Below are 25,968 nucleotides of genomic sequence, written 5' to 3' on the forward strand. Positions count from 1 at the left end.
AGATGGAGCGGCTAGAATAAATTGGAAGAAAAGAAATGGAGGAGAAAGTTATGTCAGATTATATTATTGAAACAAGCAATTTAACGAAGAAATTTGGAAAGTTTTTAGCCGTTGATCAGGTAAACCTATTAGTTCCAAAGGGAGGGATTTATGGATTTCTCGGACCAAATGGTGCTGGAAAGTCGACGACGATTCGAATGCTGCTCGGACTTATTAAAGAAACAAAAGGAGAGGTGAAGGTATTTAATAAGTCGATTAAGGATGACCGCATCGCTATTCTAAGCCGCATTGGCTCCATGGTAGAAACACCTTCCTATTATGGTCATTTAACTGCTTATGAAAATTTAGAAGTAACGCGAAAAATTTTAGGTGCAGAAAAAAAGGAAATAGAGCGTGTTTTAGAAATTGTAAAATTAACAGAAGTTCGTAACAAAGCAGTAAAAAAGTTTTCTTTGGGCATGAAACAACGGTTAGGAATAGCTCAAGCTCTGTTAGGAAAACCAGAATTACTGATTCTTGATGAACCGACAAATGGATTGGACCCCTCTGGCATTATCGAAATTCGGGAACTAATTAAAAGTTTGCCAAAGGATTATGGCATTACGATTTTGATATCCAGCCATATTTTAAGCGAAATAGAACTAATGGCAACCCATGTTGGGATTATTAACAAAGGAAGATTACTATTTCAAGGTTCAATGAATGATTTACGAGAGAAACAAAAGGAGGTCATTCAACTAGAGGCGGAGCCGAGGGCAGAGGTAGAAGCTTATTTAAAAAATGCTGGGATATCTTTCGAAGCTGATACGAACTATTTATACCTTGAACCAAACTACCAGGCAGCGAAAGTAAATCGAGAGCTGATTATGAATGGGTATGATGTACATCAATTAATGATGAAAAAGAACTCCTTAGAGGAAATATTTCTATCTATTACAGGGAAGGAGTCAGTGTTATGAAACTTGCAACCTTGATTTTGTTAGAGAGCTACAAGCAGAAAAAAGGCTGGTTGTGGTTATTTTTACTAGTTATTCCTACTGGAACGACATTGGCGATGTTCTTAGATATTAATGAGCGCTATGACTATTTACGCGATACAGCAAGTCCTGGTTATAATTCATGGGATATTCTTTTGTTAGAAAATCATAGTGTTCTTGGGTGGGGCATGTTTTTACCGATGTTTATCGGCATCATTTACTCCTTAATCTTTCAAGTGGAAGAAAGCCAAAATAATTGGAAGCAAATTCTTAGCTTACCTATCAAACGAGAAACTGTATATTTTTCTAAGTTTTTAGCAGGCCTTTTGTGCTGTATAGCTCTTATAATCCTAAATGTGCTCGGCCTTATTTTAGTAGGATATATGATGGATTTTCCTGAAGCGGTGGAATGGAGCAATTATCTTGTTTATGCGGGGAAACAAATCGTGATGATATTAGCTGTTGCTAGTTTGCATAATTGGTTAAGCTCTTATTTTAAGAATACGATCATTCCTATTGCGATTGGATTTGCTGGAGTCATTGTATCCGGTATTGTCAAGTTTCAATATCCAGAAGCAGGAAAGTTCTTTCCCTATACGTATCCTTACGTTACAGATGGACTGGTCAATAAGGAATTAGCAGAGTTTTTGCCTTATTCTCTCGTTTTTACGTTGTTATTTTTATGTTTTGGAATATGGCAATTTAAAAGAAAAGATGTTCTGTAGGAGGGGAAAACAATGTTTACATTATTAAAAGTAGAATTATATAAATTAAAGCGGTCAAAAATTTTATTAGCAACTACGATTTTTACTTTTCTTGCTCTTTATCAAGGCTGGGATTCTGCCAAATCTGGCCATGCAGAAGGGGAGGGGAATGTTTTTAAAGACTTTTTATTTCAAGGAACTGCTACTGTTTACAGCTGGATTATTTTCCCGCTTATTATCACCCTTGTTCTCGTGATGATGTCAAGAATGGAGCATAGTAATAATAGTTGGAAGTACTATCTGACATTACCAGTAGACAGAGTGAAAGTATATTTAGCAAAGCTTGTTATTGGGGGCGGAATTATTTTCTATAGCTTAGTTTTACTGTTTGTGGGAATTATTTTAGCAGCTAATTTTCTGGGATTAGAAGCAGTTCCATTGTTATGGTTAGCAAAAAGATTTGCTTTATTATTGCTTTCATCATTCGCGATAATCGGGATTGTTTTTTATTTAAGCTATCGTTTCACTCATTTTGCTGTACCTATAGCGATTGGAGCAGGGCTTGCTTTTCCTTCTATGTTTGTTGCTAATTCAGAGAAGTATTGGATTTTTTATCCGTGGGATTATCCTATTGTTGCTTCGATGACTGATGTATTTGAAGTAGGTGGAAAAAATACAAGCATGCTTGTTATATCGATAAGTATCTTTCTTTTTGCAATTATTATTGGCCTTTTACGATTTCGGGCAAAAGATGTACTATAGCAATATAGAAGTGGAAAAGAAAGGGATATAATATGTCATTAACAGGATTAACAGAAAAGAAAATACTATTAGTTGATGATGAAGTCGATATTTTAAATTTACTAGAAACCGTATTGCGAAAGGAAGGCTTTAAGCGAATCGAAAAAGCAGCGACCGGTGAAAAGGGAATTAGGCTGAGTGAAACGTTTAATCCAGACATTATTATCCTCGATATTATGCTTCCTGATATGGAAGGCTATGAGGTATGTCAAAAGATGCGTAAGATAACCTTTGCGCCAATTATTTTTTTATCGGCAAAATCAGAGGAAATTGATAAGCTGCTCGGACTTGGAATAGGTGGCGATGATTATGTAACAAAGCCTTTCAGCACAAAAGAATTAGTGTTTCGGATTAAGGCTCAACTCCGAAGAAGTCAATATATGATTCAAAGTCAAAATATAGATGAACAGATTACGTTTGGGGATATCATCATTTCGCCGAATACTGGAGAAGTGAAAAAAGGGGAGAACTCCATACCACTAAAAGCAAAAGAGCTGCAATTATTAGTTTATTTGGCCAAACATCCGAATCAGATTTTTAGTAAAAATAAAATCTGTGAAGCTGTGTGGGGAGAAGATTTCATTGGTTTAGATAATACTATTATGGTCCATATTCGCCGCCTTCGCGAAAAAATTGAAGAGGATCCGAGTAATCCAAAATGGATAAAAACAGTTAAAGGACTAGGCTATAAGCTGCAAGTTAGAGGAAATGAAGGATGAAGTGGAAGATTACAACGCAGTTTCTCTTTTTTATGATATTAAGTTTATTGCTTTCCATTTTTGTTTTTCTTTTGTTTAATGTATTTTTCTTCTATAGTAGCTATTTGGGAAAGGAACGTATATTCCCCTATCAGAACCCGACTTATTATACACTGGATTTTGTAGACAATATTCGATATGAAAATGATCAAGTTTCTATTGCAAAGAACAAGCTGGATGATCTCGAAGAGGGACAAATTTGGATTCAAGTTTTAGATGAAAACGGAACGGAGATATACAGTAAGTTTAAACCGGAAAAAGTGCCTACCCATTATACGCCTGCTGAAATAATCCGCTATCATAAATTTACGGGAGCACTGGAAAACTCCACTATATATGTTGGGATGCTAGAAAAAGGAAATCGTCATTTGAGCTATATTATAGGGTATCCAGAGAAAGTTATTGGAAAGGCTTATATCAATTATCGGACAGAAACACTACTGCGAGATGTTTTGCTCGTGATTGTTTCCATTGTAATTGTTGTAACGTTAATTGCTTTAATATTTGGCTACTTTTTTAGTAGACGGCTGGCAAAGCCGATTGTTCAGCTTATTGAGGGGATTCAAAAGCTTGCGAGAGGGGACTTTTGGAGAAGAGATCAGGTGAAGGGTGTTTATAAAACAGTATTTGAGAATTTAAATGAATTATCGGATACACTTCAATCTAATGAAGCAGAGCGCAGAAAATTAGAAAAGATGAGAGAAGAATGGATTACGAATATTACTCATGATATAAAAACACCACTTTCCTCCATTAAAGGTTATTCGGAACTGCTGCAAGACTACGAGTTAGATGCTAAAGAAAAGAATCGATATGTGGATATTCTCTTAAATAAATCAGCCTATATTGAGGATTTAATCGATGATTTGAACCTAACCTATAAATTAAAAGGCAATGTCTTTCTCTTGAAAAAGTCAGAAGCAAATTTGGTGGAGATCGTAAGGGAGTCCATTATTCAAATTTTGAATCATCCTTTATACGAGGAAACGAATCTTGATTTTTCAACGGAAACCGAGCAAGTTTTATTTAGCTGTGATAAAACCTTGATACAACGTGCGTTAATGAATTTAATTTATAATGCCATCGTTCATAATCCGCCCGATACCTATATTCAAGTGTTTATTGGTCAAGAAAAAGAAACGATTAAAGTATGGATAGAGGATAACGGCAATGGCATTGAAGAAGGAGAACTAGAGGATTTATTTTCTCGCTACTATCGTGGAACAAATACAGGAGAAGCACATAAAGGAAGTGGCTTAGGATTAGCTATTGCTAAGCAGATTGTCGAAGCCCATGGCGGAAAGATATTTGTAGAAAGCAAGTTAGGGGAAGGAACTAGAATTAATCTTATCTTCTAGAAATATATTTTTAAATAATGGAAATGGCAGAAACGCTTTTAAAAAGTTGTTAGTAAAATGTCATAGGTACTGTCCGACGCAACATAGATATGATTCGTATATGCAAAAAAGGCTCTCCATAAAGGGGGAGCCTCACAAAAACATATAGTTTATCCAAAAGTGGCCAGTGAAAAAAACGCAATAATCCCTAACAGTACTAACAGTTGGAGAATTATTCCCGCTATGCCCCATATTAAGCCTGCTGTCGCAAAGCCTCTCCCATTTTCGTCCGTTTTATTGATTTCATTTACTGCTTTTCTTGAAAAAATAATGCTGATAATTCCTAAGATAAGACCAATGAAGGGAATTAATACCGATAAAATACCAAATGTTAACGATATAATTGAATTAGTGTTTGTCTGATTGTTCATGACAGTCGTTCCTCCTTTCTCTTATTACTTGGCCCAGCTCAAACTCCGGAAAATCTGTCAGTTAGGGATGGGATGTATCCTTGAAGGTCGATCCATCAGTGGTTATCACTGATAGAAGTTTTCTTTCTATACTGCGGTTGTTTGCTTTATCCTTATATAAAGTAATACGAAGAACAGCATTTAAAGTTACAATGATTATTTTTCATTCTTTACAACGATTCACATAACTTCATTTATTCATGGAAAACTAATCTGTGGAGGTGAATAGAATGACAAACAGAAAAGCAGATCCATCCACAATTGGTTTAGGTTCTAGCCAGCCAGAAGGTCAAGGAACAACTTCAAAGGAAACAGGAAAAACAAAGGCAGATTCTTCTAGAAAGAAACAAAAACGTTCTTAACCGTGAGAATATAAGAAGAAAAACAGGCGAGTAAGATTCACCTGTTTTTCTTTTAATTATAATATTATTTTCTTGAACTTAAGCTCTCCCGCTCTCCTCAGCATGAAGGGGAATACTCTAGCTCCAGCAGAAACTTTTTTTCTCTTCCTTATTTTATAAGTGTTCCAGCTATCATACTAGCGGTTATCTTTCGTTGTTTTCCTTCATTCAAAAAGAATCTTCAGAAATGCTCCCTCAAGCTCAATATATAATTGTTTGTGACTTCCCCAATAGTGTTATGTTAGATGACTAATTCTAGAGATGGGTATCGGCTTTGAACAAAAGGCGGTTTTTCCTTCTCGTTCTTTTACCAACTTTTAGAACTAAGTGGGTATACTTTCTTTATTTTGAATCAGTGATAAAATAAAGAATATAATTAATTTAAAGGACGTTATTTATAATACCAAAGTGACTTTTTGGAGTCCATTAATTGTTTATCCGTTTTACTGTATGGGGAATCGGTTGGTAATGTTTGGATAAAAATGTTGAATGAATGGTTTATTAGAAAGAGTAGGGCTTGAAAATTTTTTATAATTAATTGATAGGATAAGAAAGGAGCGTTGTTATGAACCCTAGTATCCTGAACCGAAATAATGTCAATGTTCTAGGAAATGGAGATCAAGCGATGATTTTCGCACCAGGTTTTGGATGTGATCAAACAGTGTGGAAATATGTATCAGAGTCGTTTGAAAGCGATAAGCAAATTATTTTATTTGATTATGTTGGGATGGGAAAATCAGATATAAAGGCATTTGATTCGGATAAATACAGCGAGCTTTCCGGTTATGTTCAAGATTTGTTAGATGTTTGTTCAGCCTTAAATCTTAAAAATGCAATATTTGTTGGTCATTCCGTTTCAGGAATGATTGGTTTATTAGCATCCCTGCAACATCCGGAATATTTTTCCCATCTTATTATGGTCGGTCCTTCTCCTTGTTATCTTAATGATCTTCCTGATTATTTTGGAGGTTTTGAAAAAGAAGATCTAATAGGCTTAATTGATATGATGGATAAAAATTATATTGGCTGGGCAACTATTTTTGCTTCAACCGTTACCAATAATCCTAGTCGGCCAGATGTTGCAAAGGAGTTGGAAAATCGCTTTTGTTCTACTGATCCCGTAATTGCTCGTAAATTTGCAGAGGCTTGTTTCTTTGCGGATAGCCGGGAGGAATTGCCAAAAGTTACCGTGCCCTCTCTGATTATGCAATGCTCTGAAGATATAATTGCTCCAACTATAGTAGGTGAGTATTTGAGTCAACATGTTCCGAAAAGTAGGCTGACATACATGAAAGCAACTGGACACTGCCCGCATATGAGTCATCCCGAAGAGACGATTCAATTAATTCGAGAATATTTGGGAGAAGTTCCTAGTAAAGTTGTTGATCCCGCCTTATGAATGAGCAATTAAACAAAGCTCCTTGTGGTTTTATTACGCTTTCGAAAGAGGGCATTCTATTATCTATTAATGATACATTAGTTCAATTACTTGGTTATCGTTTAGATCAATTAATTGGACATCACATCAATGTCATTCTTGCTAAGCCTTCACAGGTATTTATGCAACTTTATTTCTTTCCATTGGTAACTGTTCAGCATCAAGTAGAAGAAATGTATCTCTCTTTTACTAATAGGAATGGAGAAGAAATACCCGTTCTGATTAACGCATCACTCAGCCAAGATAAGAATAGTCAAATTATAACTTGTGTAATTATCCCTATACAGAGAAGAAATGAATACGAAAACCAGTTAATTATGTCCAAAAAAATTATGGAGGATGCATTAAAGGAAATAAGCATTGTTAATGTAAAATTGGAGAAAGCCCTTCATAATTTGGAAGAAAATCAGAAGAAACTTTTAGAAGTGAATAAGCAGAATGAACAATTTAAAAAAGATACACATAGAGAATTGAATCTAGCAAAGAAAATACAAGAAAGATCACTGCCTGAAATAATATCTGCCGATCACATCGAAATGGAATCCTATTATTCTGCATCGAAGGAATTATCAGGGGATATTTATGGCTGTTATAAAATAAATAATCATCGATATGGAATTATTCTATTAGATGTAATGGGACACGGTATTTCATCAGCACTAATAACTATGTCTTTGCAATCTTTATTCCAAAGGTTGATTCCAAAAGGAACTGCTACTAACGAAGTGATAAAAGAATTAGATGATCATTTACATACTTTATTTCATCACAATCAGGAATCCTGGCATTATTGTACGGCTATTTATCTTGTAATTGATACCGATAAAAAAACGATAGAGTATACGAATTGTGGACATCCACCAGCTATCTTTCAGAATTCTGCAGGGAGTCAGTCAGAACTTCGAGCAACTGCGCCTCCACTAGGGACATTTGAGGGGATACAGTATGAAATAGAAACATTTCATTATGATATAGGCAGCAGAATTCTTTTATACACCGATGGCGTCTCAGAACCTCTTGGCTTCCATCGGCTAGGTTCCTTGTTAATGGAGCATTCATCTGAACCATTGATAGGGTTAAAAGAAAAAGTCTTGCAATCTCTTCAAAATGAAGGAGAGGAGAAATTTAATAATGATGATCAGTGTTTTATTTTAGTTGGTTTAAAATAGATATGTAATAGAGTAAGAGAAAAGCATTTAACTATTTCGACTCTAATCCAATAAAGCATCTTTATCTGGAAAAAGGATGCTTTATATCATTTTTCTGTTATAAGCTCCACCAATAAAACATGCAATTAGTAAACAGAAAAGAACTATAACAAAGTGCAGCTTGTTGACAAAAGGAATTTAGGAAATGCAAATGGAATTATTATGCATTGATTGGAGTGGAATGGGTGAGACTCCTGTGGGATCTGCGAGACAGTCTGAGACCCTGCAGGCCTTAGGCCGAAGCGGCTCGGCGCGAGCCCCAAGGAAAGCGAACCCCTGAAACGGAAATCAACTCTTATTTAAAAGAATCTATATTTATAAACTAAGACAAACTCCTAATTACTGAATTAGGAGTTTGTCGACAGTCTGAACTATAACATAGTGTTAAGGTTCTTTTTTGTGTATTTTTTCCTTTTGATCTTTTATGGGAAACATGCAATCAAAGTACAGAGACAAGCAATAGATTTACTTAGTTCAACAAGCTCTTTATAAAGCTATTTTGAAATGGGCATAATGGAAATTCGTAAGACTATATAAGCAAATGTAGATTACACCACTTTAATACACGCTTGGTATATCACTTTATGAAAAGTAGTTGACATGTACAAATAAAGTATTATATAATTATCTCGAATTCAAGATAATTGAAAGGAAGATTATCATGGATAATAAGGAAGTAAGTAAATATGAAGAAGATTTATCACTAAAGGTATTCGTTGTGTTGTCGAGAGCATTGCAATCGATAAAGAAACGAGTAGAAGAAGATATAAAATGTCTCGGGTTAAACCCTACAGAATTTTCTGTGCTGGAATTGATTTATAGCAAAGGGGATCAGCCAATTCAAAAGATTGGTGAAAAAGTTTTGATTGCAAGCAGCAGCATTACCTATGTTGTAGATAAATTAGAGAATAAAAAATTAATCAGAAGAAAACCTTGTCCAAAAGACCGCCGCATAACCTATGTGGTAATAACAGAAGAGGGAACCGAGCTTATGGACAAAGTCTTTCCAAAGCATAGAGCAGCTATGAACGAGATATGTGGCGGGTTAGACAATAAAGAAAAAGAAATACTGATTGAACAGCTCAAAAAATTAGGGCTTCATGCACAAGAGATGTGATTTTTTTTGAGGTTATATCTCGAATTAATAATATTTTAATTCGTAGTAATGAGCAAAATAGAGAATTTCTATAAATGATTTTTCTGCTTATAACAAATAGTAATTAAATAAAGCTTGCTAGAAAATTGGAATAGGAGTGAACGGGAATGACGAAGAGCACAAGTGGAATTCACCATATTACGGCAATCGTAGGCCACCCGCAAGAGAATGTTGACTTTTATGCAGGTGTATTAGGATTGCGTTTAGTGAAACAGACTGTCAATTTTGATGATCCAGGGACATATCATTTATATTTTGGAGATGAAGGCGGCAATCCAGGAACGATTATTACTTTCTTTCCATGGGCGGGAGCGCGTCAAGGAGTTATTGGAGACGGGCAAGTCGGCGTAACGTCTTATGTGGTGCCTAAAGGAGCTCTTTCATTTTGGGAAAAAAGGTTAGCAAAATTTAATATTTCTTTCACAAAAACAGAGCGTTTTGGAGAGGAATACTTAGCTTTTTCTGATCCTCATGGCTTACTGCTAGAAATAGTAGAAAGAGCAGAAGGGAAAAATAATAGCTGGCAGTTTGGTGAGGTGACACCTAAAAATGCTATTAAAGGATTTGGCGGTGCAACGCTTTTATCGAAACAACCTGCACAAACAGCAGAACTTTTAGAAAAAGTGATGGGGTTTAAAAAAGTTGGCGAAGAAGGAGAATATGTACGTTTCCGTTCCTTTAGCGATATTGGAAATGTCATCGATTTAAAATTAACTACAGGCAGAAGTGGAGAGATGGGTGTTGGGACTGTTCATCATATTGCTTTTAGAGCAGTGGATGATCTTGACCAATTAGACTGGCAAAAACATGTCTCGCAAAATGGATACCATGTAACAGCTGTTAAGGATCGAAATTATTTTAATGCCATCTATTTTAGAGAGCATGGTGAAATCCTCTTTGAAATTGCGACAGATCCTCCAGGATTTGCCATTGATGAATCTAAAGAAACACTAGGAGAGACATTAATGCTGCCAAGTCAATATGAACAATATAGAGAACAGCTTAATAGCAGATTAATACCAATTGATGTTAGAAATCTCGACTAATTTGTAAAGGATGATTTGATGCATTCCATTGATCCGAAAACCATTTCAGAAAGAGAGAATTATAAATTTCTAATTGGAAGCATAATTCCTAGACCTATTGCCTTTGTTACTAGCTTGTCGGAAGAGGGTGTCTTAAATGGGGCTCCTTTCAGCTACTTTAATATTGTATCATCTAATCCGCCAATGATATCGTTATCCATTCAGCGTTCCAATGGGAAACCAAAGGATACGGCAAGGAACATTTTAAACAAAAGGGAATTTGTCATTCATATTGTAGATGAACAAAATGTTGATAAAATCAATCAAACGGCAGCAAGTCTTGCGCCAAGTGAAAGTGAGATTGAATTAGCAGGATTAACACCGATAGATAGCAGCGCCATCTCTGTACCGGGGATAAAGGAAGCTAAGATTCGTATGGAATGTGTATTGGAACATTCATTAGAATTGGGAGGTACCGAGGCACTTCCTGGATGTGATTTTCTAATTGGAAGAGTGGTTCATTATCACATTGATTCTACCCTGTATGAAAATGGCAGAATTGATCCAAGAGGGTTAGCAGCTGTCAGCAGATTAGCGGGAAATGACTATGCAAAAATTGGGGACATGTTTACAAAAGTAAGACCACAATAGTTCCATGAAATGGAGAGGATAAGATGCAAAAAACAGCAGGAATTCATCATATTTCAGCAATGGTAAATGATGCACAAAGAAATATTGATTTTTATGTAGGTGTCCTTGGTCTACGATTGGTAAAAAAGACAATTAATTTTGATCGCCCAGAAGTATATCATCTCTATTTTGGGAATGAAACAGGGGAACCGGGAACAATTATTACCTTCTTTCCATGGGAAAAACAGCTGAAAGGTAGAATTGGCCAAGGGCAAGTTGGTGTAACGAGTTATGTTATTCCACAAGGTAGCAGTGCATTTTGGAAAAATCGTCTTCTTTCCTATGGTGTAGAAGTGGAAAGTGCTGCGAGATTTAACGAAAAATATTTGCAATTTGTCGATCCAGATGGTCTGCAAATCGAATTAGTGGAACGAAACGAAGGACCAACAAGTAATTGGCAGCTAGGTTCGATCCATCCCGCTGCTGCTATTAAAGGTTTTGGCGGAGCAACATTACTTTCAGCACAACCGAACAAAACAGCAGAGGTATTAGAACATATATTGGGTCTTAAATGTGTAGGAGAAGATGCAGGGTATCTCCGTTTCTTTGCAGATGCACAGATAGGAAATGTGATAGATATCAAATTGACCCCGTCTGTTCGTGGTCTCATGGGAGCAGGAACTGTCCACCATATTGCTTGGCGGGCAAAAGATGAGACAGAGCTTCAGCAATGGAGAACGCTGCTTCAAGAAAAAGGGTATTATCCAACGGAAGTGAAAGATCGAAACTATTTTAAAGCCTTATATTTTCATGAAGAAGGCGGCATTCTATTTGAAATAGCTACTGATGGACCTGGATTTGCGGTGGATGAGCCAACAGAACAGCTGGGAGAGAAGCTTATGCTTCCTGAGTGGTTAGAAGAAAAGCGTGATGAGTTAACAGCTGCTTTGCCTAAAGTAGAGGTTAGAATCTTAGAGGAGGAGAAGGGATGAAACATATTTTCAATAAGGGAAAAGATCCGAAAAAACCCACGTTATTGATGTTACACGGAACAGGCGGAACAGAGTTAGATTTATTGCCACTAGCGGGGATGATTGATGATGAAGCTTCAGTGCTAAGTGTCCGTGGGAATATTTTAGAGAACGGCATGCCGCGTTTCTTTAAGCGTTTAGCAGAAGGTGTATTTGATGAAGAAGATTTAATTTTTCGTACAAAGGAATTAAATGAATTTCTAGATGAAGCAGCCCAAAAATATGAATTTGATAGAGACAATATCGTGGCAATTGGCTACTCTAATGGTGCCAATATTGCTGCAAGCTTATTATTTCACTATCAGGATGCATTAAAAGCAGCTATTCTACATCATCCAATGGTTCCAAGAAGAGGAATCACGCTCCCTGACTTAACAGGAAAAGGAGTATTTATTACCGCAGGAACGAATGATCCAATTTGTTCAAAAGAAGAATCAAATGAACTACAATCAATGCTTGCTAATGCGAATGCGAATGTCGAAATGCATTGGGAAAACAGAGGCCATCAGCTAACAGCAGAGGAAGTAAAAGCAGCTTCTAAATGGTATTCGGCCTTAATGAATAACTAATCATTAAAAAGAGAAAAATCAATCATAAATTTCTACAATTGGGGAATAAGAAGAACAGCTAACATTGAAAAGACTATTTCAGTGGAGGTGATTCTTATAAGAGATCAATAAAAAAATAAAGCAGGTGTACTTATGGGATTTTTAAACAAATTATTTGGAAAATCAAAGGAGATGGAAAATATGTCAAATGTTAAAGTAGCAGTAATTTTTTATAGTATGGGTGGAACAAACTATCAACTAGCACAATGGGCAGCAGAAGGAGCAAAAGAAGCTGGCGCAGAAGTGAAAGTGGTAAAAGTACAAGAATTAGCGCCACAATCTGTTATTGACAGCAATGAAGCTTGGAAAGCAACAGTGGATGCAACAAAAGATGTACCAGTTGCATCATCGGAAGATATTGAATGGGCAGATGCGATTATTTTTAGTGTTCCAACACGTTTTGGTACAATGCCTTCTCAAATGAAGCAATTCATTGATTTACAAGGCGGTCTATGGGCAAACGGAAAAACAGTAAACAAAGTAGTTAGTGCCATGACTTCTGCGCAAAATCCACATGGTGGACAAGAAGCAACATTATTATCCTTATACACTTCTATGATGCATTGGGGCGCTATTATTGCTGCACCAGGATATACAGATCCAGTTCTTTTCGGTGCAGGTGGAAACCCTTATGGAACAAGTGTAACAGTAGGACAAGATGGAAAAATGATCGAAGACGTTCAAGGTGCAGTTAAACACCAAGCGAAACGTACTGTTACCGTTGCAGAGTGGGTTAAAAAAGGAAATCAATAATTTGTAAACATAGGAAAACCAGAAGTAGATAGCTTCTGGTTTTTTTGCATGCTGTTATTCCACAGAAGCTTCCGATGGCAGCGGTTGAGGTAATTCCTCTTTTTGAATGGAGCTTAAAATAACACCGATAATGACAATTGCTCCGCCAATAACCTGGGTCAATGTAACGATTTCCTTTAGAAGAAAAACGGAGAAGACTATCCCAAGTACAGGAACAAGATTCATTAAGGAAACGGAAGCACTTGCAGACAGTTTTTTTAATCCATAATTATATAAAATAAAGGCAGCAACGGAGCAGCCAATGCTTAAAAAGAGCAAAGAGGTTATGCTGATCACATTTGGCATTTTCCACGCTTCATCTTCCCAAAGTAAAAACGGTATAAAGCATAAAGTTCCTACAGTCATTTGATAGGATGTTATGGTCATTGCTGAATATTTCCTCGTTATATCTTTTGTAACAAAGTTGTAGCATGCCCAAACTATTCCAGCCCCTAGAAGAATAAGATTCCCCCAAAAGGATTGATTGCTTCCATCTACTTTAATTTGTGTCAAAATAGCAACACCTGTAATAGCCAGAAAGATTCCTAAAATCTTTTGTAAGGAAGGCTTGGAGCGATAAAGGAAAAATTCAAGCAGTGCAGTAATGGCAGGAAAGGACGCAACAATTAAGGCGGCATTAGAAGCAGAAGTCATTTGAACGCCTATATTCTCTAAGGTGAAATAAAGGGTAATTCCCAATAAACCACTTAAAAAAAGTCGTTTACGATCCTTGTTTCTGATTTTTTCTGTTGAATTTGTTATTTTGCGAATGATCCAGATAATAAGGGCTGCTATAAGTGTTCTTCCAGCTCCAAGCTGAATCGGCGCAAAGGTTTCGTAAGCTAATTTGGTTGTAATAAAAGAACCACTCCACAATATCACAGCACTAATACATGCTAAATAATAAATATGAATACCTTTTTCCATCATCAACACCACTTTTCAAAATAGTAGCTACAAAAGTAACTACTTAAAATAGTAGCAGAATGATTTGTGATAAAGCAATAGCTTTTGGTAAAATAATAGTTACTAAAGTAGCAACTATTCGGAGGGACTATGAAAGACAATACTTTGGAGACATTAAGAAATTTAAATTTTACGGAATATGAGGGAAAGGCTTATCTAGCTTTATTAGCGGAATCTCCCTTAACGGGCTACGCCGTTGCCAAAAATTCAGGAGTGCCGCGTTCCAAAATTTACGAAGTACTGGAAAGTCTTGTCAATCGTGGCGACATTTTTGTCAGCTATGGCAATACACCACAATACATTCCCGTACCAGCGAAAGAATTGATACGAAATCGCCGCTTAAAAGCAGAAGAGAATTTTGAACAGGCGGAAATGTTATTGGAAAAATTTGAGAATACAACAAGTGATCGCGAAAACATCTGGAACATCACTGGAAGTAAGGAGATATTGGTTAAAGTAAAAGAATGTATTGCTTCTGCTGAACAAAGGATACTGATGGAAATATGGGCAGAGGATTTCAAGGAACTAGAAATGGAATTAGAGCAGGCTGCAAATCGAGGCGTAACAATCACGATTATTGCATATGGAGAAATAGTATCAGATTTTGCTAATATATATCGCCATGATATGAGTCAAGAAATTACGGAGGAATACGGTGGTAGATGGCTAGTCTTTAGTGGAGATGATCAAGAGGTATTAGCTGGGATTATTTCCTTGGGAAAAGAAAGCCGTGCAGCTTGGACCATGCATGTTGGACTTGTAATGCCGATTACAGAAGTAATGATCCATGATTTATACTTAATGGAAATATTGGAGAAACATCGTGATATATTAGAAAACTCATTTGGGAAGAACCTTATTGATTTGCGGAGAAAATTTTCCATCTATCCTGACTTCAAAAAGCATTATGTGAAATAAATCAAATTGATATGCCAATTATATGGAAATGAGGGAAAGTAATGGAAGTGTTTTTAATAAGCTTTTTTTCAGCTGCCATTATATTTATTACCGTTTTTTATATAATAAAGGCATTAGTTGTCGCTTTTAAGAGTGATGAAATATCACTGCGAAAGTTTGTTATTTTTTCAAGTTTTTCCATTGGAATAAGTGTAAGCATTGTGTCCATATTACCCTTTGGCTATCAAAAGATATTTGATTATATTTAAAAGACAAAGTATTTTTTTTATAGAAGTGAAAGCGAGAGGACTCTGTGGGATGGCGAGAAAAACAGGCAGAGATTTAGCGCAAATCCTACGGAGTGAATCCCTCTATAGGGGAAAAGAACATCTTATTCAAAGAGAGTAGTAAAACAAAAATAAACGTCTATTTCTAAAAATTAGGGTGTATTTACAGTCGGAATGTTATTTTTTTAATTAACAAAGTTTAATATAGCTTTTTAAAAGGTAATTTTATATTGACATAAATTGAATATACCATTAAGATGATAAAAGTAATTCCGACTATATTAATAGGGAAAGGGTGTTTTGGAGTGACAACTTCAGTAAATGTTCAATCGGCTCAAAAGATAAAGAGTCAAAAAGAACAACCAAAAGGATTAAAGGCTCCACAGATGCCTTTAATTATTGGTGGACTCATTGTAGCAGCGATTCTACTAGTCTATTTATTAATGACACAAAAAAGTATGCAGCCGATATTATTAGTTTTAGGTCTCTTACTAGGATATACATTATTTCATGCTCGTTTTGGTTTTACATCCGCATTTCGCAGACTTGCTTCAGTAGGAAATGGGCAGGCGTTACGCGCTCATATGCTGATGTTAGCAGTGGCGGTAACGCTATTTGCTCCAATTTTAGCATACGGCGTTTCCTTTTTTGGAACAGGAGCTACTGGCTATGTATCACCGGTTGGTGTTAGTCTTGTCGTTGGTGCCTTTATGTTTGGGATTGGCATGCAGCTAGGGGGCGGATGTGCTTCTGGTACCTTGTATGCAGTAGGCGGCGGACGTTCTGTTGCATTTGTAACATTACTATTCTTCATTATCGGATCCACAATTGGTGCAGCTCATCTGTCGTTTTGGACAGAAGACTTACCATCTTTTGCACCAATTTCATTAGCGACATCAACTGGTCTTGGCTATGGTGGAGCTTGGATTGTATCCATTATTCTATTTGGTGTAATTGCATGGATTACATTAGTTGTGGAAAGAAAAAGAAAAGCGCCAAAAATGGCTCCTCTTCCAACAACAACTGGCTGGAAACGTATTTTCCGCGGTTCATGGCCATTATTCGCAGCAGCGATCGTGTTAGCTGTACTTAATGCTTTAACCTTAATGACACGCGGTACACCATGGGGAATCACCTCTGCCTTTGCTTTATGGGGTTCAAAAGTGGCACAATTTTTTGGTATGGATGTAGCAAGCTGGGGATTCTGGCAAGGGGCAAATGCTCAAGCTTTAGAAGCTTCTATTTTTGCAGATTCTACAACGATTCTAAACTTCGGTGTTATCCTTGGGGCCTTTTTGGCATCAGCAGCTGGCGGTCTCTTTAAATTTTCAAAAGTGACGCTTGGAAATGTGCTTGCTTCCATCATTGGCGGCTTACTAATGGGCTATGGCTCACGTCTAGCATTTGGATGTAACGTAGGTGCTTACTTTGGCGGGATTGCATCATTCAGTGTTCACGGTTATGTGTGGGGAATATTAGCATTAGCTGGGACATTTGTTGCCTTGTATCTTCGTCCATTATTTGGACTTTCTGTACCAAAGTCAAAAGATACATTTTGTTAAGAGAAAAAGCAGGTATCATTTAGATGATGCCTGTTTTTTTTGTAAAAAAACTTAACTTTTCAAAAAAACATCTAAATAGAAGATAATAATCTATCGAAATTTGAGCAAGTCTTTCTCCTTTATGTCCAAGTCTCACTTATTTCGGGAAGGTGCGAATATTTTAGTATATAAGAGGATATCTTTTTTAAGTCCTAAAGTTGGCAGGAAAAGTATTTAATATATTGAATGTTCGCCTTTTTGGGTATTTTTTTCGTCTGTTTTCTTAAAAAAATGAAAAAAATGTAGAAAATACAAACAATCTTTTCTATACTAGTTGTAAAGATAGGATTCCTGATAAAAGCTTCTACCGTTTCATTAATCGCGAAGAGGAAATTTACTTTTTTCCTGAATATGGAAGATGAGATTTTAACAGGTACTAGTAATATAGAAAAAGGTTGGGAGGTGCAATTGTCCTGTTATAGGCATTTAATGACGGGATGTAAGTTGAGAACCTATCTCAAGAAAGTATTTAATTTATGAATAAGTAGATAAGCTAGATTAACAGAGATTTACAACCGTTTCATCATAGGTTAATAGAGAATTTCTACAATAAGGGAGAAAAGTTGATTTTTATTTGCTTTAAGTCAACGAAACTAATTAGGGGGTAATTGCTTAAATGAACAGGAAGAGGCATTTTGCATTTCTTTTTAGCATCATAACAACATTAGCACTATTAGTATCTGTTATTTCACCAGCTAGTACATACGCGGAAGAGAGTAATAATCATTTTAAGTTAACGATTATGCACATGAATGATACGCATGCTCGTGCCGATTTACTGCCAAATATGATCACTGCTATTAAAGAAGTGCGGGCAGAAGATCCTAATGCATTAGTATTTAATGCAGGAGATGTTTTTTCCGGCACACTCTATTTCAATGAATATCGTGGAAAAGCAGACCTAGCTCTATTAAACATGATGAATTTGGATGGGATGATCTTTGGTAATCACGAATTTGATTTAGGTTCTAATGAGAATGGTCATAAATCATTGGCAGAGTTTGTTAAGGGTGCAAAGTTTCCATTCCTTGCAGCTAATGTTGATTTTTCTGGCGATGATTTTATGAAAGATCTGCAAAAGAATGAATTCTCTGCATCACCAGAAGACGGAAAAATTTTCAATGGTATAGTGAAAGAAATTAACGGAGAAAAGGTTGGTATTTTCGGGTTGACAACAGAAGATACAGCAAACATCTCTAGTCCGGTAAATGTAAAATTTTTAGATTATATTAAAAAGGCAGAAAATGCAGTTAAGACTTTTGAAGATATGGGGATTAACAAAATTATTGCGGTGACTCATATTGGCTATGATAGTAACCCTGATTTCGGAAATGACTTACAATTAGCCAAGTATGTAGATGGAATTGATGTAATTGTTGGTGGACATTCACATACTCAATTAGATGAGCCAACCGTTATTAAAACAGATGAGAATGGTGTGGAGAAAGATCCAACTCTTATCGTTCAAGCATACCAATATGCACAATATTTGGGAAAACTAGCGGTTGAGTTTGATGAGAATGGTGTTGTTTCTGGGCATGAAGGACAGCTAATAAATGCTTCACAAAAAGAAGCAGATCCAGAAGCTGCTGCTATATTAGCTCCATATAAAGATAAAATAACACAGCTTTCTACTCAGGAATCAGGAGCAATTGCACTAAAGGCATTAGCAAACCCTCGTCTAGGTGAAGGAAGTACGGTAAGTGTACGTGCTAATGAAACAGAGTTAGGTAATCTTGTTACAGATGCCATGTTAGCAAAAGCAAAAGAGAAATATCCAAAAACAGTAATTGCCTTTCAAAATGGCGGTGGAATTCGAGCAGCAATTAATGAAGGTCCAATTACTATCGGAGAAATCATTGCAGTTCTTCCATTCGGAAACGATCCAGTGGTGTTAGAATTAACTGGTGCAGAAATCAAGCAAATTCTTGAGCAGAGTGTTAGTCAAGCTCCAGCGGAAAATGGAGGTTTCCTTCATATAGCTGGTATGAAGTATAGTTATGATAGCACTAAAGATTCAGGTTCCAGAGTTGTTTCTATGTATGTAAATATAAATGGGGAATTTCAAGAAATTCAACCAGACCAAAGATACCTTGTGACGACAAATAACTTTACTGCTAAAGGCGGTGATGGGTATCCAGTATTTGCTAATGCTTATGCAGAAGGTCGGGTACAGGACATTGGGGAAGTTGACTGGGAACAATTATGCTCTTATATGGTAGACGATTTACGTGGAGAGGTAAATCCTGTTCTTGAAGGCCGAATTGTCGATTTACGTGGAGCTGAGCCAGAAACCCCAGGAGACGAAGAAGAAATCCCAGGAGATAACGAAGAAACTCCTGGAGATAATGAAGAAACGCCAGGAGATAACGAAGAAACTCCTGGAGATAATGAAGAAACGCCAAGAGACAACGAAGAAACTCCTGGAGATAATGAAGAAACGCCAGGAGACAACGAAGAAACGCCAGGGGATAATGGAGAAACCCCGGGAGATAACGGAGAAACGCCAGGGGATAATGGAGAAACCCCGGGAGATAACGGAGAAACTCCAGGAGATAAAGGTGCAACACCAGGAACAAACAACAATGCAGATGGAAATGCTCTTCCAAATACAGCTACAAACATGTATACAATGATTGTAGCTGGGGCAATATTATTAGCTGCCGGAATTGGATTCCTGGTATTTAGAAAAGTTAAATATTCAAAGATTTAATAAAATTAATAGTTGAAAACGCCCTTTCGCAGTTGCGGAAGGGTTTTTTTGAGGAGAATTTTTAAAATAGATGATTGAATTATATTTAATGAAATTATGTCTATATTTTGGAATTAGTTTAATTTAACTCCTCTTTCAAAAATTTCGAAAAAAATTTCACAAAAGTGTAGACAAAACAAATAGATGTGTGTAAAATTATCTTTAATTAGAGATAATTTATTTCAAAGTATTTTTGATAGAGATATCTCTAATAAGTTTGCCTTAATATTCAATAAGATTGAGGGAAACTAATTTTTTTAATAAATATCTTGAATTCAAAGTAAATAATAAGAGGAAAATGGGAGGAATTTTAAAATGGCAAAATGGACAGTAGATCAATCACATTCTAGTGTAGGATTTGAAGTAAAGCATATGATGGTTTCAAAAGTGAAGGGACAATTCGATTCTTACACAGCAGACGTAGAAGCTGCAGATTTAGCAGATTTAACAACAGCTAGCATTGCATTTAAATTTGACGTAGCAAGCATTAACACACATAGTGAAGATCGCGATAATCACTTGAAATCAGCAGATTTCTTCGACACAGAAAAATACCCAACAATTGATTTTAAATCAACATCGATTACAAAAGATGGTGATGACTATAAAGTAACAGGTGATTTAACTATTAAGGGTGTTACAAAGCCAGTAACATTTGACGTAGAATACGGTGGAAAAGGCACAAACCCATGGGGCGTAGAAGTTTACGGTTTCGAAGGAGAAGCAAAAATCAACCGTGAAGACTTCGGACTTACTTGGAACGCAGTATTGGAATCAGGCGGCGTACTAGTAGGAAAAGATATCAAAATCAAAGTAGAATTAGAAGTAAACCCAGCATAAGGAAACAGAGGGAGGACGGTTCTTATGTATCCAATTGGATGCATTAGAACTGTCCTCTTTAGATAAAAAAGAAATGCACTTCTGTTTGGGAAGAAACTTACTTCTTTCTATATAAAGAGAATAATGGGCCTGCTGACATGGAGAGGATGAAAGCAAGAACCTGGTCATCAAGAGGAAAAATGGTGTTGATGAAGAGGATGAAAGCCAAAAAGCTGTCATCAAGAGGGAAAAGTGGTGTTCAGGGAGAGGCTGAAAGCCAAAAGTTCGTCAGGAAGAGGGAAAAATGGTGTTCATGGAGAGGATGAAAGCCAAAAGTTCGTCAGGAAGAGGGAAAAATGGTGTTCATGAAGAGGATGAAAGCCGAAAAACCGTCATCCAGAGGAAAAAGTGGTATTCATGAAGAGGATGAAAGCCAAAAGTTCGTCAGGAAGAGGAAAAAGTGGTGTTCATGGAGAGGATGAAAGCCGAAAAACCGTCAGCAAGAGGGAAAAGTGGTGTTCATGGAGAGGATGAAAGCCAAAAGTTCGTCAGCAAGAGGGAAAATTGGTGTTCATAAACACCTGAATTCAAAAATTCACCGACCACTGTATTCCATCCAAACTTCATACATAGCCACACTCTAAAGATGGCAAGCTATAAATTAAATGAGCATACAAAAATCCTTATTTATAGTAACAACAAACAGAATAATTGCCATAAAACGCCATTCCCCTTAATATAGCAATCAAGACAAGTCATTTTGAAGCGGTAAGTTAGTTTTCCGAAAATACCTTATCTAGTTGGTCTAAATAAGAAAAAAGCATAAGGGACTTGTATAAAAAGGAGGAACAAACTCAAATATGGACAATAAAAAGGAAGGTTCATCCAAAAAAAATGCACAATTTAATATTTTGCGAAATGATCCGACAAAAGGTGATGGCGGCTATGGTGTAGGATCTATCTCCTTAGAGAATGTAACGCCAATCATTATTGATCGAGAAAGCCAGGAAGTATTTATTGATATAGGTGCTATGCATGGCAGGAGTAAAGTGGAACAAAAAGTATTTTTTAAGAATGTGACAAAAGAAGAAGTACTAGATTTGGATCCGCATAAATATTGGGTTATTTGGATTGCGTTGGACAGAAACGAAGAGGGTGCTTATTATTCTGGTGCTGGTGCTTGCGAAATCTTGGTAGCAAAGAAAATGAAAGAAGGAAGTAGAAAACGTTTTGGCTACAAGGCGATGCCAGAGCATGTAAATAGCCTTGATAAAGCTATCAAACGAAGATTTGCGTTAGACAATATGGATTACGATTCCAAGCAGTCGTTAAAAAAGTTCCTTGTTGATTTTAACAATGATTATTGGGAGAGATCGCCTGAGGAATTAAAGAATAGTTTAAATAATGCTGAATAGAAGAAAGGTGAAGAAATTGAAAAAATACGGATTAGATCCAAGCAAAGGATTAGAGTTTGGAATCTATACATTAGGGGATCATTTACCAAACCCACTAACAGGGGAACGAATTTCTGCAGAAGAACGTGTACATGAGATTATCGAATACGCAAAATTAGCAGATCAAGCAGGACTTGATTTCTTTAGTGTTGGAGAGAGTCATCAAGAATATTTTGTTACACAAGCGCATTCAGTTGTGTTATCAGCTATTGCACAAGCTACGAAAAATATTAAAATAGCTAGTTCTTCTACTATTATAAGTACATCAGATCCGGTCAGGGTATATGAGGATTTTGCAACAATTGATTTAATTTCTAAAGGCCGTGCTGAAATTATTGCTGGGCGTGCTTCAAGAGTCGGTTTATTTGAATTGTTAGGTTACGATCTTCGTAATTATGAAGAATTGTTTGAAGAGAAATTTGAATTATTAATGAAAATTAATGAAGAGGAAGTAGTGAACTGGAATGGAGAATTCCGTGCCCCGTTAAGAAATGCCAGAGTGTTACCACGACCTAAAAAAAGTTTTATTCCGATTTGGCGTGCTGTTGGAGGGACACCAGCAAGTGCAATCAGAGCTGGAATGGCAGGAGCTCCAATGTTTATGGCACATTTAGGCGGTCCAGCATCTGTATTCAAACGAACAGTAGATGCTTATCGTGAAGCAGCTCGGAACAGCGGATTTGATCCAGTCGAATTACCAGTGGCTACAGCAGGCTTCTTCTATGCAGCAGAATCATCTCAGCAAGCTTTAAAAGATATGTACCCACATATTAATGAAGGCATGAAAAAAACAAATGGTGCTGGCTTCCCAAAACAGCATTTTGCTCAAGGGGTAGATCCGCATAACATTATGAATATCGGAAGTCCACAGCAAATCATAGAAAAAATTCTTTATCAACATGAAATGTTTAATCATCAACGCTATATTGCCCAAATTGATTTTGGTGGTATGCCATTTAAAAATGTTATGAAAAATGTGGAGATCATTGGGACGGAAATTTTGCCGGCTATTAGAAAATACACAAAAAAATCGGAGGCATAAGATTATGAAAATTGTTGGATTATCCGGATCAAAGGTCGGATCTAAAACGAGAACAGCGATGGATTACACAATGAAAGCTATTGCGGATAATTATCCCGATATTGAGATAACGTTACTCGATTTGGCGGATTATGATATCCAATTTAGTGATGGGAGAAACTATTTAGAATATGAAGGGGACACAGGGCTTGTCACCAAGACATTGATGGAAGCAGATGCGATTATTATAGGTACACCAGTTTTCCAAGCATCTATACCTGCTACGTTGAAAAACATTTTTGATTTATTGCCGCAAAATGCGTTTCGCGATAAAGTAGTTAGTATAATTGTAACGGCAGGTTCTTCTAAACATTATTTAATTGCAGAACAGCAGTTAAAACCGATTTTGGCTTATATGAAAGCGCAGATTGTTCAAACATATGTATTTATTGAGGAAAAAGATTTTCAGCGCAAAGAAATTATAGATGATGATGTGTTATTCCGCATTGAGCGATTAGTGGAAGATACAATAGTATTAACAGAGACATATACGGAAATACGAGCGAAAAAGGAAGCCCAATACGATTTTTAATAAGTGAAAATGTTTGTGAGATATTTTTTATATATTTTAGTCTAATTAGTATTTATAATTGAGGAAGAAGAAATGAAGGAATTAGAAGGAATCGTTGTCATTCAACGAGATATCGGTTCAGATGTATTAGTTATTAATAATATCCCTGTATCGCAGTATTATAGAGGCTACAATGGGAAAGAAATCATTCTTACTATTGTTTGTGCAAAGGGGAAAACTTATACATATGAAGGAACAGCTGATATTTTTTACTTTGAAGGCAAGCAGCATTACTACAGAGGAACGAAATATGTAGATGATTTTTTTATCGATGATATCGATATTAGAGAGTTATTAGAGCAGCATGAAAATGAATCTGTCAAAATAATCATTTCTAGTTAAAATCTAAAAAAGCTAGTACTTTTCGGCTGAAGAGTACTAGCTTTTCTGTTATTAAGAAGGAAAATTCTTTTGATAAGAAAAAGAAAAGTTTGGCTGAAAAGTGTGCAGTTTTGGCTGATAAAAAGGAAATTTGGCTGATTCCCGCCCAAGTTTGGCTGATAAAAAGGAAGTTTGGTTGATTCCCACCCAAGTTTGGCTGATAAAAGAAAAATTCAGCTGAAAAGAAACCGAATATGGCTGATAAAAGAAAGTCTTATCTCAAAAAGCAGACATGATTTGCTAATTTAATCAGCAATCATAAATAAAGAAATAAAAAAATTTATTTTGTAAGCAAATTGTAGCAAAGGCGATGCATATGCTATGATTAATTGGAATATAAATGAAGCGGAGGTTTTCCTTGTGACAGCATCAATGAGACTAAGATTCCCACATTTCATCGTTAACTAAATACGTTTGGATAGTCTTCTTTTGAGAAGAAGTGGGATTGGTCTGTCTGTTTATTGGAAACCTAATAATGGTTAATAAAGAGGGGAGATACCAAGTCTTCGCTCTTTTTTCTGCTCTAATAGATAGACTTATTCACATGACAAAAAATTAGAATGTGAGGTTTATAAATGAGTACAGTTAATAATAAAGAAAATTGGTATCGGAATATTGTATTATTTCTTAGCAGCCAGACGATATCTTTGTTTGGATCATCACTTGTGCAATATGCTATTATGTGGCATATAACGTTAACCACTGAATCCGGTTTAATGATGACATTATATATCCTTTGTGGATTTCTTCCCACGTTTCTTTTGTCGCCAGTGGCTGGAGTATGGGCCGATCGCTATAACCGGAAACTCTTGATTATGATATCTGATGGATTAATTGCATTTGCGACATTAATATTGGCGCTGCTCTTTTTAATGGGATATGATTCCATTTGGCTGCTCTTTGTGATGGCAGCAGTTCGAGCGTTTGGAACAGGTGTTCAAACGCCATCTGTTGGGGCGATTTTGCCACAAATAGTGCCAAAAGATAAGCTGACAAAAGTGAATGGTGTTAATGGGAGTATTCAGGCAGTAATTATGTTTGTATCTCCGATGGTTAGTGCTGCTTTATTGACGATGGCATCCATCGAAGCGATTTTTTTCATTGATGTTATAACGGCAGCTATTGCTATTTTTACCTTGCTTGCCTTTTTAAAGATTCCTGCACATCAAAAGGCATCGCTAGAACAATCGACAAGTTATTTTAGTGATTTTAAAGAAGGACTGAAGTATGTCCATAATCATGCCTTTTTGAAAAAATTCTTTATTTATTTTTCCATCTTTTTTGTGCTGATGGCACCAGCAGCATTCTTAACTCCTTTGCAGGTTACTCGCAGCTTTGGAGATGATGTCTGGCGGCTAACAGCCATTGAAATAGCTTTTTCCATTGGAATGATGGTAGGCGGAGGAGTCATTGCCGCATGGGGTGGATTTGAGAATAAAGTGAAAACAATGACCCTAGCAAGCATTATTATGGGAGTTTGCACTTTTGCACTCGGGATGATTCCATTCTTTTGGATCTATTTAGTATTTATGGCGCTATTCGGAGTGGCAATGCCCATTTTTAATACACCAACCACCGTCTTATTGCAGGAAAAAATAGAAGAAGGATTTTTAGGAAGAGTTTTCGGTGTCATGGGAATGATTTCTACCTCTATGATGCCAATTGGCATGTTAATATTTGGACCGCTTGCCGATTTTATTAAAGTCGAATGGTTATTATTAGGAACAGGAATTTTTATTATGATCCTGTCGATTTTCTTAGGAAAAGACAAAGCATTAATCGAAGCTGGAAAACCTTCTATTGAAAGAGTTTGATTCAACTGT

The 25,968-nt window shown here is 36.4% G+C and carries 26 protein-coding genes; 24 read left to right on the forward strand and 2 right to left on the reverse strand.

Annotated elements, in window-relative coordinates:
• Positions 1–50: 50 nt before the first annotated feature.
• The 5 genes from BCI01S_RS15935 to BCI01S_RS15955 are packed head-to-tail and all read left to right on the forward strand — an operon-like array spanning position 51 to position 4,598.
• Positions 51–959, forward strand: coding sequence for an ABC transporter ATP-binding protein (locus BCI01S_RS15935; RefSeq protein WP_047943249.1), 909 nt, complete (start codon positions 51–53; stop codon positions 957–959).
• A complete protein-coding gene (locus tag BCI01S_RS15940; protein ID WP_047943248.1) occupies positions 956–1,702 on the forward strand; it encodes an ABC transporter permease in 747 nt (248 codons plus the stop codon). Before BCI01S_RS15935 ends, BCI01S_RS15940 begins: the two co-directional genes overlap by 4 nt.
• Positions 1,703–1,714: 12 nt before the next feature.
• Entirely contained in the window at positions 1,715–2,443 is a 729-nt protein-coding gene (locus BCI01S_RS15945) for an ABC transporter permease (protein WP_061800004.1), read from the forward strand.
• A 32-nt stretch (positions 2,444–2,475) separates the two neighbouring features.
• Positions 2,476–3,201 (forward strand): response regulator transcription factor, encoded by a 726-nt coding sequence (locus BCI01S_RS15950; protein WP_061800009.1) that lies wholly within the window; start codon positions 2,476–2,478, stop codon positions 3,199–3,201.
• Entirely contained in the window at positions 3,198–4,598 is a 1,401-nt protein-coding gene (locus BCI01S_RS15955; RefSeq protein WP_061800013.1) for a sensor histidine kinase, read from the forward strand. Before BCI01S_RS15950 ends, BCI01S_RS15955 begins: the two co-directional genes overlap by 4 nt.
• Before the next feature lie 149 nt (positions 4,599–4,747).
• On the opposite strand, the gene BCI01S_RS15960 is transcribed toward BCI01S_RS15955, so the two are convergent.
• Positions 4,748–5,008, reverse strand: coding sequence for a DUF4190 domain-containing protein (locus BCI01S_RS15960; RefSeq protein ID WP_061800014.1), 261 nt, complete (start codon positions 5,006–5,008; stop codon positions 4,748–4,750).
• Between the two features lie 269 nt (positions 5,009–5,277).
• Here BCI01S_RS15960 and BCI01S_RS25320 point away from each other — a divergent pair, with 269 nt between their 5' ends.
• The 9 genes from BCI01S_RS25320 (at position 5,278) to wrbA (ending at position 13,297) form a co-directional block, all read left to right on the forward strand.
• Positions 5,278–5,409: a YuzL family protein gene (locus tag BCI01S_RS25320; RefSeq protein WP_095259472.1), complete on the forward strand. Its 132-nt coding sequence runs from the start codon at positions 5,278–5,280 to the stop codon at positions 5,407–5,409.
• 604 nt (positions 5,410–6,013) lie between these two features.
• Positions 6,014–6,847, forward strand: a complete 834-nt coding sequence (locus BCI01S_RS15965; RefSeq protein WP_061800018.1) for an alpha/beta fold hydrolase — start codon at positions 6,014–6,016, stop codon at positions 6,845–6,847.
• Positions 6,844–8,055: a SpoIIE family protein phosphatase gene (locus BCI01S_RS15970; RefSeq protein WP_061800022.1), complete on the forward strand. Its 1,212-nt coding sequence runs from the start codon at positions 6,844–6,846 to the stop codon at positions 8,053–8,055. The genes BCI01S_RS15965 and BCI01S_RS15970 overlap by 4 nt, the downstream gene beginning before the upstream one ends.
• 700 nt (positions 8,056–8,755) lie before the next feature.
• Entirely contained in the window at positions 8,756–9,211 is a 456-nt protein-coding gene (locus BCI01S_RS15975) for a MarR family winged helix-turn-helix transcriptional regulator (protein ID WP_047945040.1), read from the forward strand.
• Positions 9,212–9,357: 146 nt separating this feature from the next.
• Positions 9,358–10,296, forward strand: coding sequence for a ring-cleaving dioxygenase (locus BCI01S_RS15980; protein ID WP_047945039.1), 939 nt, complete (start codon positions 9,358–9,360; stop codon positions 10,294–10,296).
• An 18-nt stretch (positions 10,297–10,314) separates the two neighbouring features.
• A complete protein-coding gene (locus BCI01S_RS15985; RefSeq protein WP_047945038.1) occupies positions 10,315–10,926 on the forward strand; it encodes a flavin reductase family protein in 612 nt (203 codons plus the stop codon).
• 23 nt (positions 10,927–10,949) lie between these two features.
• Complete coding sequence (locus BCI01S_RS15990; protein ID WP_061800027.1) at positions 10,950–11,897, forward strand: ring-cleaving dioxygenase; 948 nt, start codon at positions 10,950–10,952, stop codon at positions 11,895–11,897.
• Entirely contained in the window at positions 11,894–12,505 is a 612-nt protein-coding gene (locus tag BCI01S_RS15995) for an alpha/beta hydrolase (RefSeq protein WP_047945036.1), read from the forward strand. The genes BCI01S_RS15990 and BCI01S_RS15995 overlap by 4 nt, the downstream gene beginning before the upstream one ends.
• A gap of 180 nt (positions 12,506–12,685) precedes the next feature.
• Positions 12,686–13,297: an NAD(P)H:quinone oxidoreductase gene (wrbA, locus tag BCI01S_RS16000; RefSeq protein WP_047945041.1), complete on the forward strand. Its 612-nt coding sequence runs from the start codon at positions 12,686–12,688 to the stop codon at positions 13,295–13,297.
• 54 nt (positions 13,298–13,351) lie between these two features.
• Here the strand turns inward: wrbA and BCI01S_RS16005 are convergent, their stop codons facing one another.
• A complete protein-coding gene (locus tag BCI01S_RS16005) occupies positions 13,352–14,266 on the reverse strand; it encodes a DMT family transporter (protein WP_047945035.1) in 915 nt (304 codons plus the stop codon).
• Positions 14,267–14,392: 126 nt separating this feature from the next.
• Between BCI01S_RS16005 and BCI01S_RS16010 the strand changes: the two genes are divergently transcribed.
• From BCI01S_RS16010 to BCI01S_RS16055, 10 genes are all read left to right on the forward strand, one after another.
• Positions 14,393–15,220: a TrmB family transcriptional regulator gene (locus tag BCI01S_RS16010; protein WP_047945034.1), complete on the forward strand. Its 828-nt coding sequence runs from the start codon at positions 14,393–14,395 to the stop codon at positions 15,218–15,220.
• 41 nt (positions 15,221–15,261) lie between these two features.
• A complete protein-coding gene (locus BCI01S_RS16015) occupies positions 15,262–15,468 on the forward strand; it encodes a hypothetical protein (RefSeq protein WP_047945033.1) in 207 nt (68 codons plus the stop codon).
• 323 nt (positions 15,469–15,791) lie between these two features.
• The gene (locus tag BCI01S_RS16020; protein ID WP_047945032.1) at positions 15,792–17,048 is read left to right on the forward strand and encodes a YeeE/YedE family protein; all 1,257 of its coding nucleotides are present in this window, start codon (positions 15,792–15,794) and stop codon (positions 17,046–17,048) included.
• A 655-nt stretch (positions 17,049–17,703) separates the two neighbouring features.
• On the forward strand, positions 17,704–19,800 hold the full coding sequence (locus BCI01S_RS16025) for a 5'-nucleotidase C-terminal domain-containing protein (RefSeq protein ID WP_047942878.1): 2,097 nt from the start codon (positions 17,704–17,706) through the stop codon (positions 19,798–19,800).
• Between the two features lie 354 nt (positions 19,801–20,154).
• Positions 20,155–20,679, forward strand: coding sequence for a YceI family protein (locus BCI01S_RS16030; protein WP_061800032.1), 525 nt, complete (start codon positions 20,155–20,157; stop codon positions 20,677–20,679).
• A gap of 839 nt (positions 20,680–21,518) precedes the next feature.
• Positions 21,519–22,073 (forward strand): YwhD family protein, encoded by a 555-nt coding sequence (locus BCI01S_RS16035; RefSeq protein WP_047942876.1) that lies wholly within the window; start codon positions 21,519–21,521, stop codon positions 22,071–22,073.
• Between the two features lie 16 nt (positions 22,074–22,089).
• Positions 22,090–23,154 carry an LLM class flavin-dependent oxidoreductase gene (locus BCI01S_RS16040; RefSeq protein ID WP_061800068.1) on the forward strand — a complete coding sequence of 355 codons (1,065 nt, stop codon included), beginning with the start codon at positions 22,090–22,092 and terminating at the stop codon, positions 23,152–23,154.
• Between the two features lie 4 nt (positions 23,155–23,158).
• Positions 23,159–23,725: an NADPH-dependent FMN reductase gene (locus BCI01S_RS16045; protein ID WP_047942875.1), complete on the forward strand. Its 567-nt coding sequence runs from the start codon at positions 23,159–23,161 to the stop codon at positions 23,723–23,725.
• Positions 23,726–23,797: 72 nt separating this feature from the next.
• Complete coding sequence (locus BCI01S_RS16050; protein ID WP_061800037.1) at positions 23,798–24,106, forward strand: hypothetical protein; 309 nt, start codon at positions 23,798–23,800, stop codon at positions 24,104–24,106.
• Between the two features lie 614 nt (positions 24,107–24,720).
• Positions 24,721–25,959: an MFS transporter gene (locus BCI01S_RS16055; RefSeq protein WP_061800039.1), complete on the forward strand. Its 1,239-nt coding sequence runs from the start codon at positions 24,721–24,723 to the stop codon at positions 25,957–25,959.
• The last annotated feature ends 9 nt before the right edge of the window (positions 25,960–25,968 follow it).

The organism is Niallia circulans NBRC 13626, assembly GCF_001591585.1.
Classification (GTDB): Bacteria; Bacillota; Bacilli; order Bacillales; family Cytobacillaceae; genus Niallia; species Niallia circulans.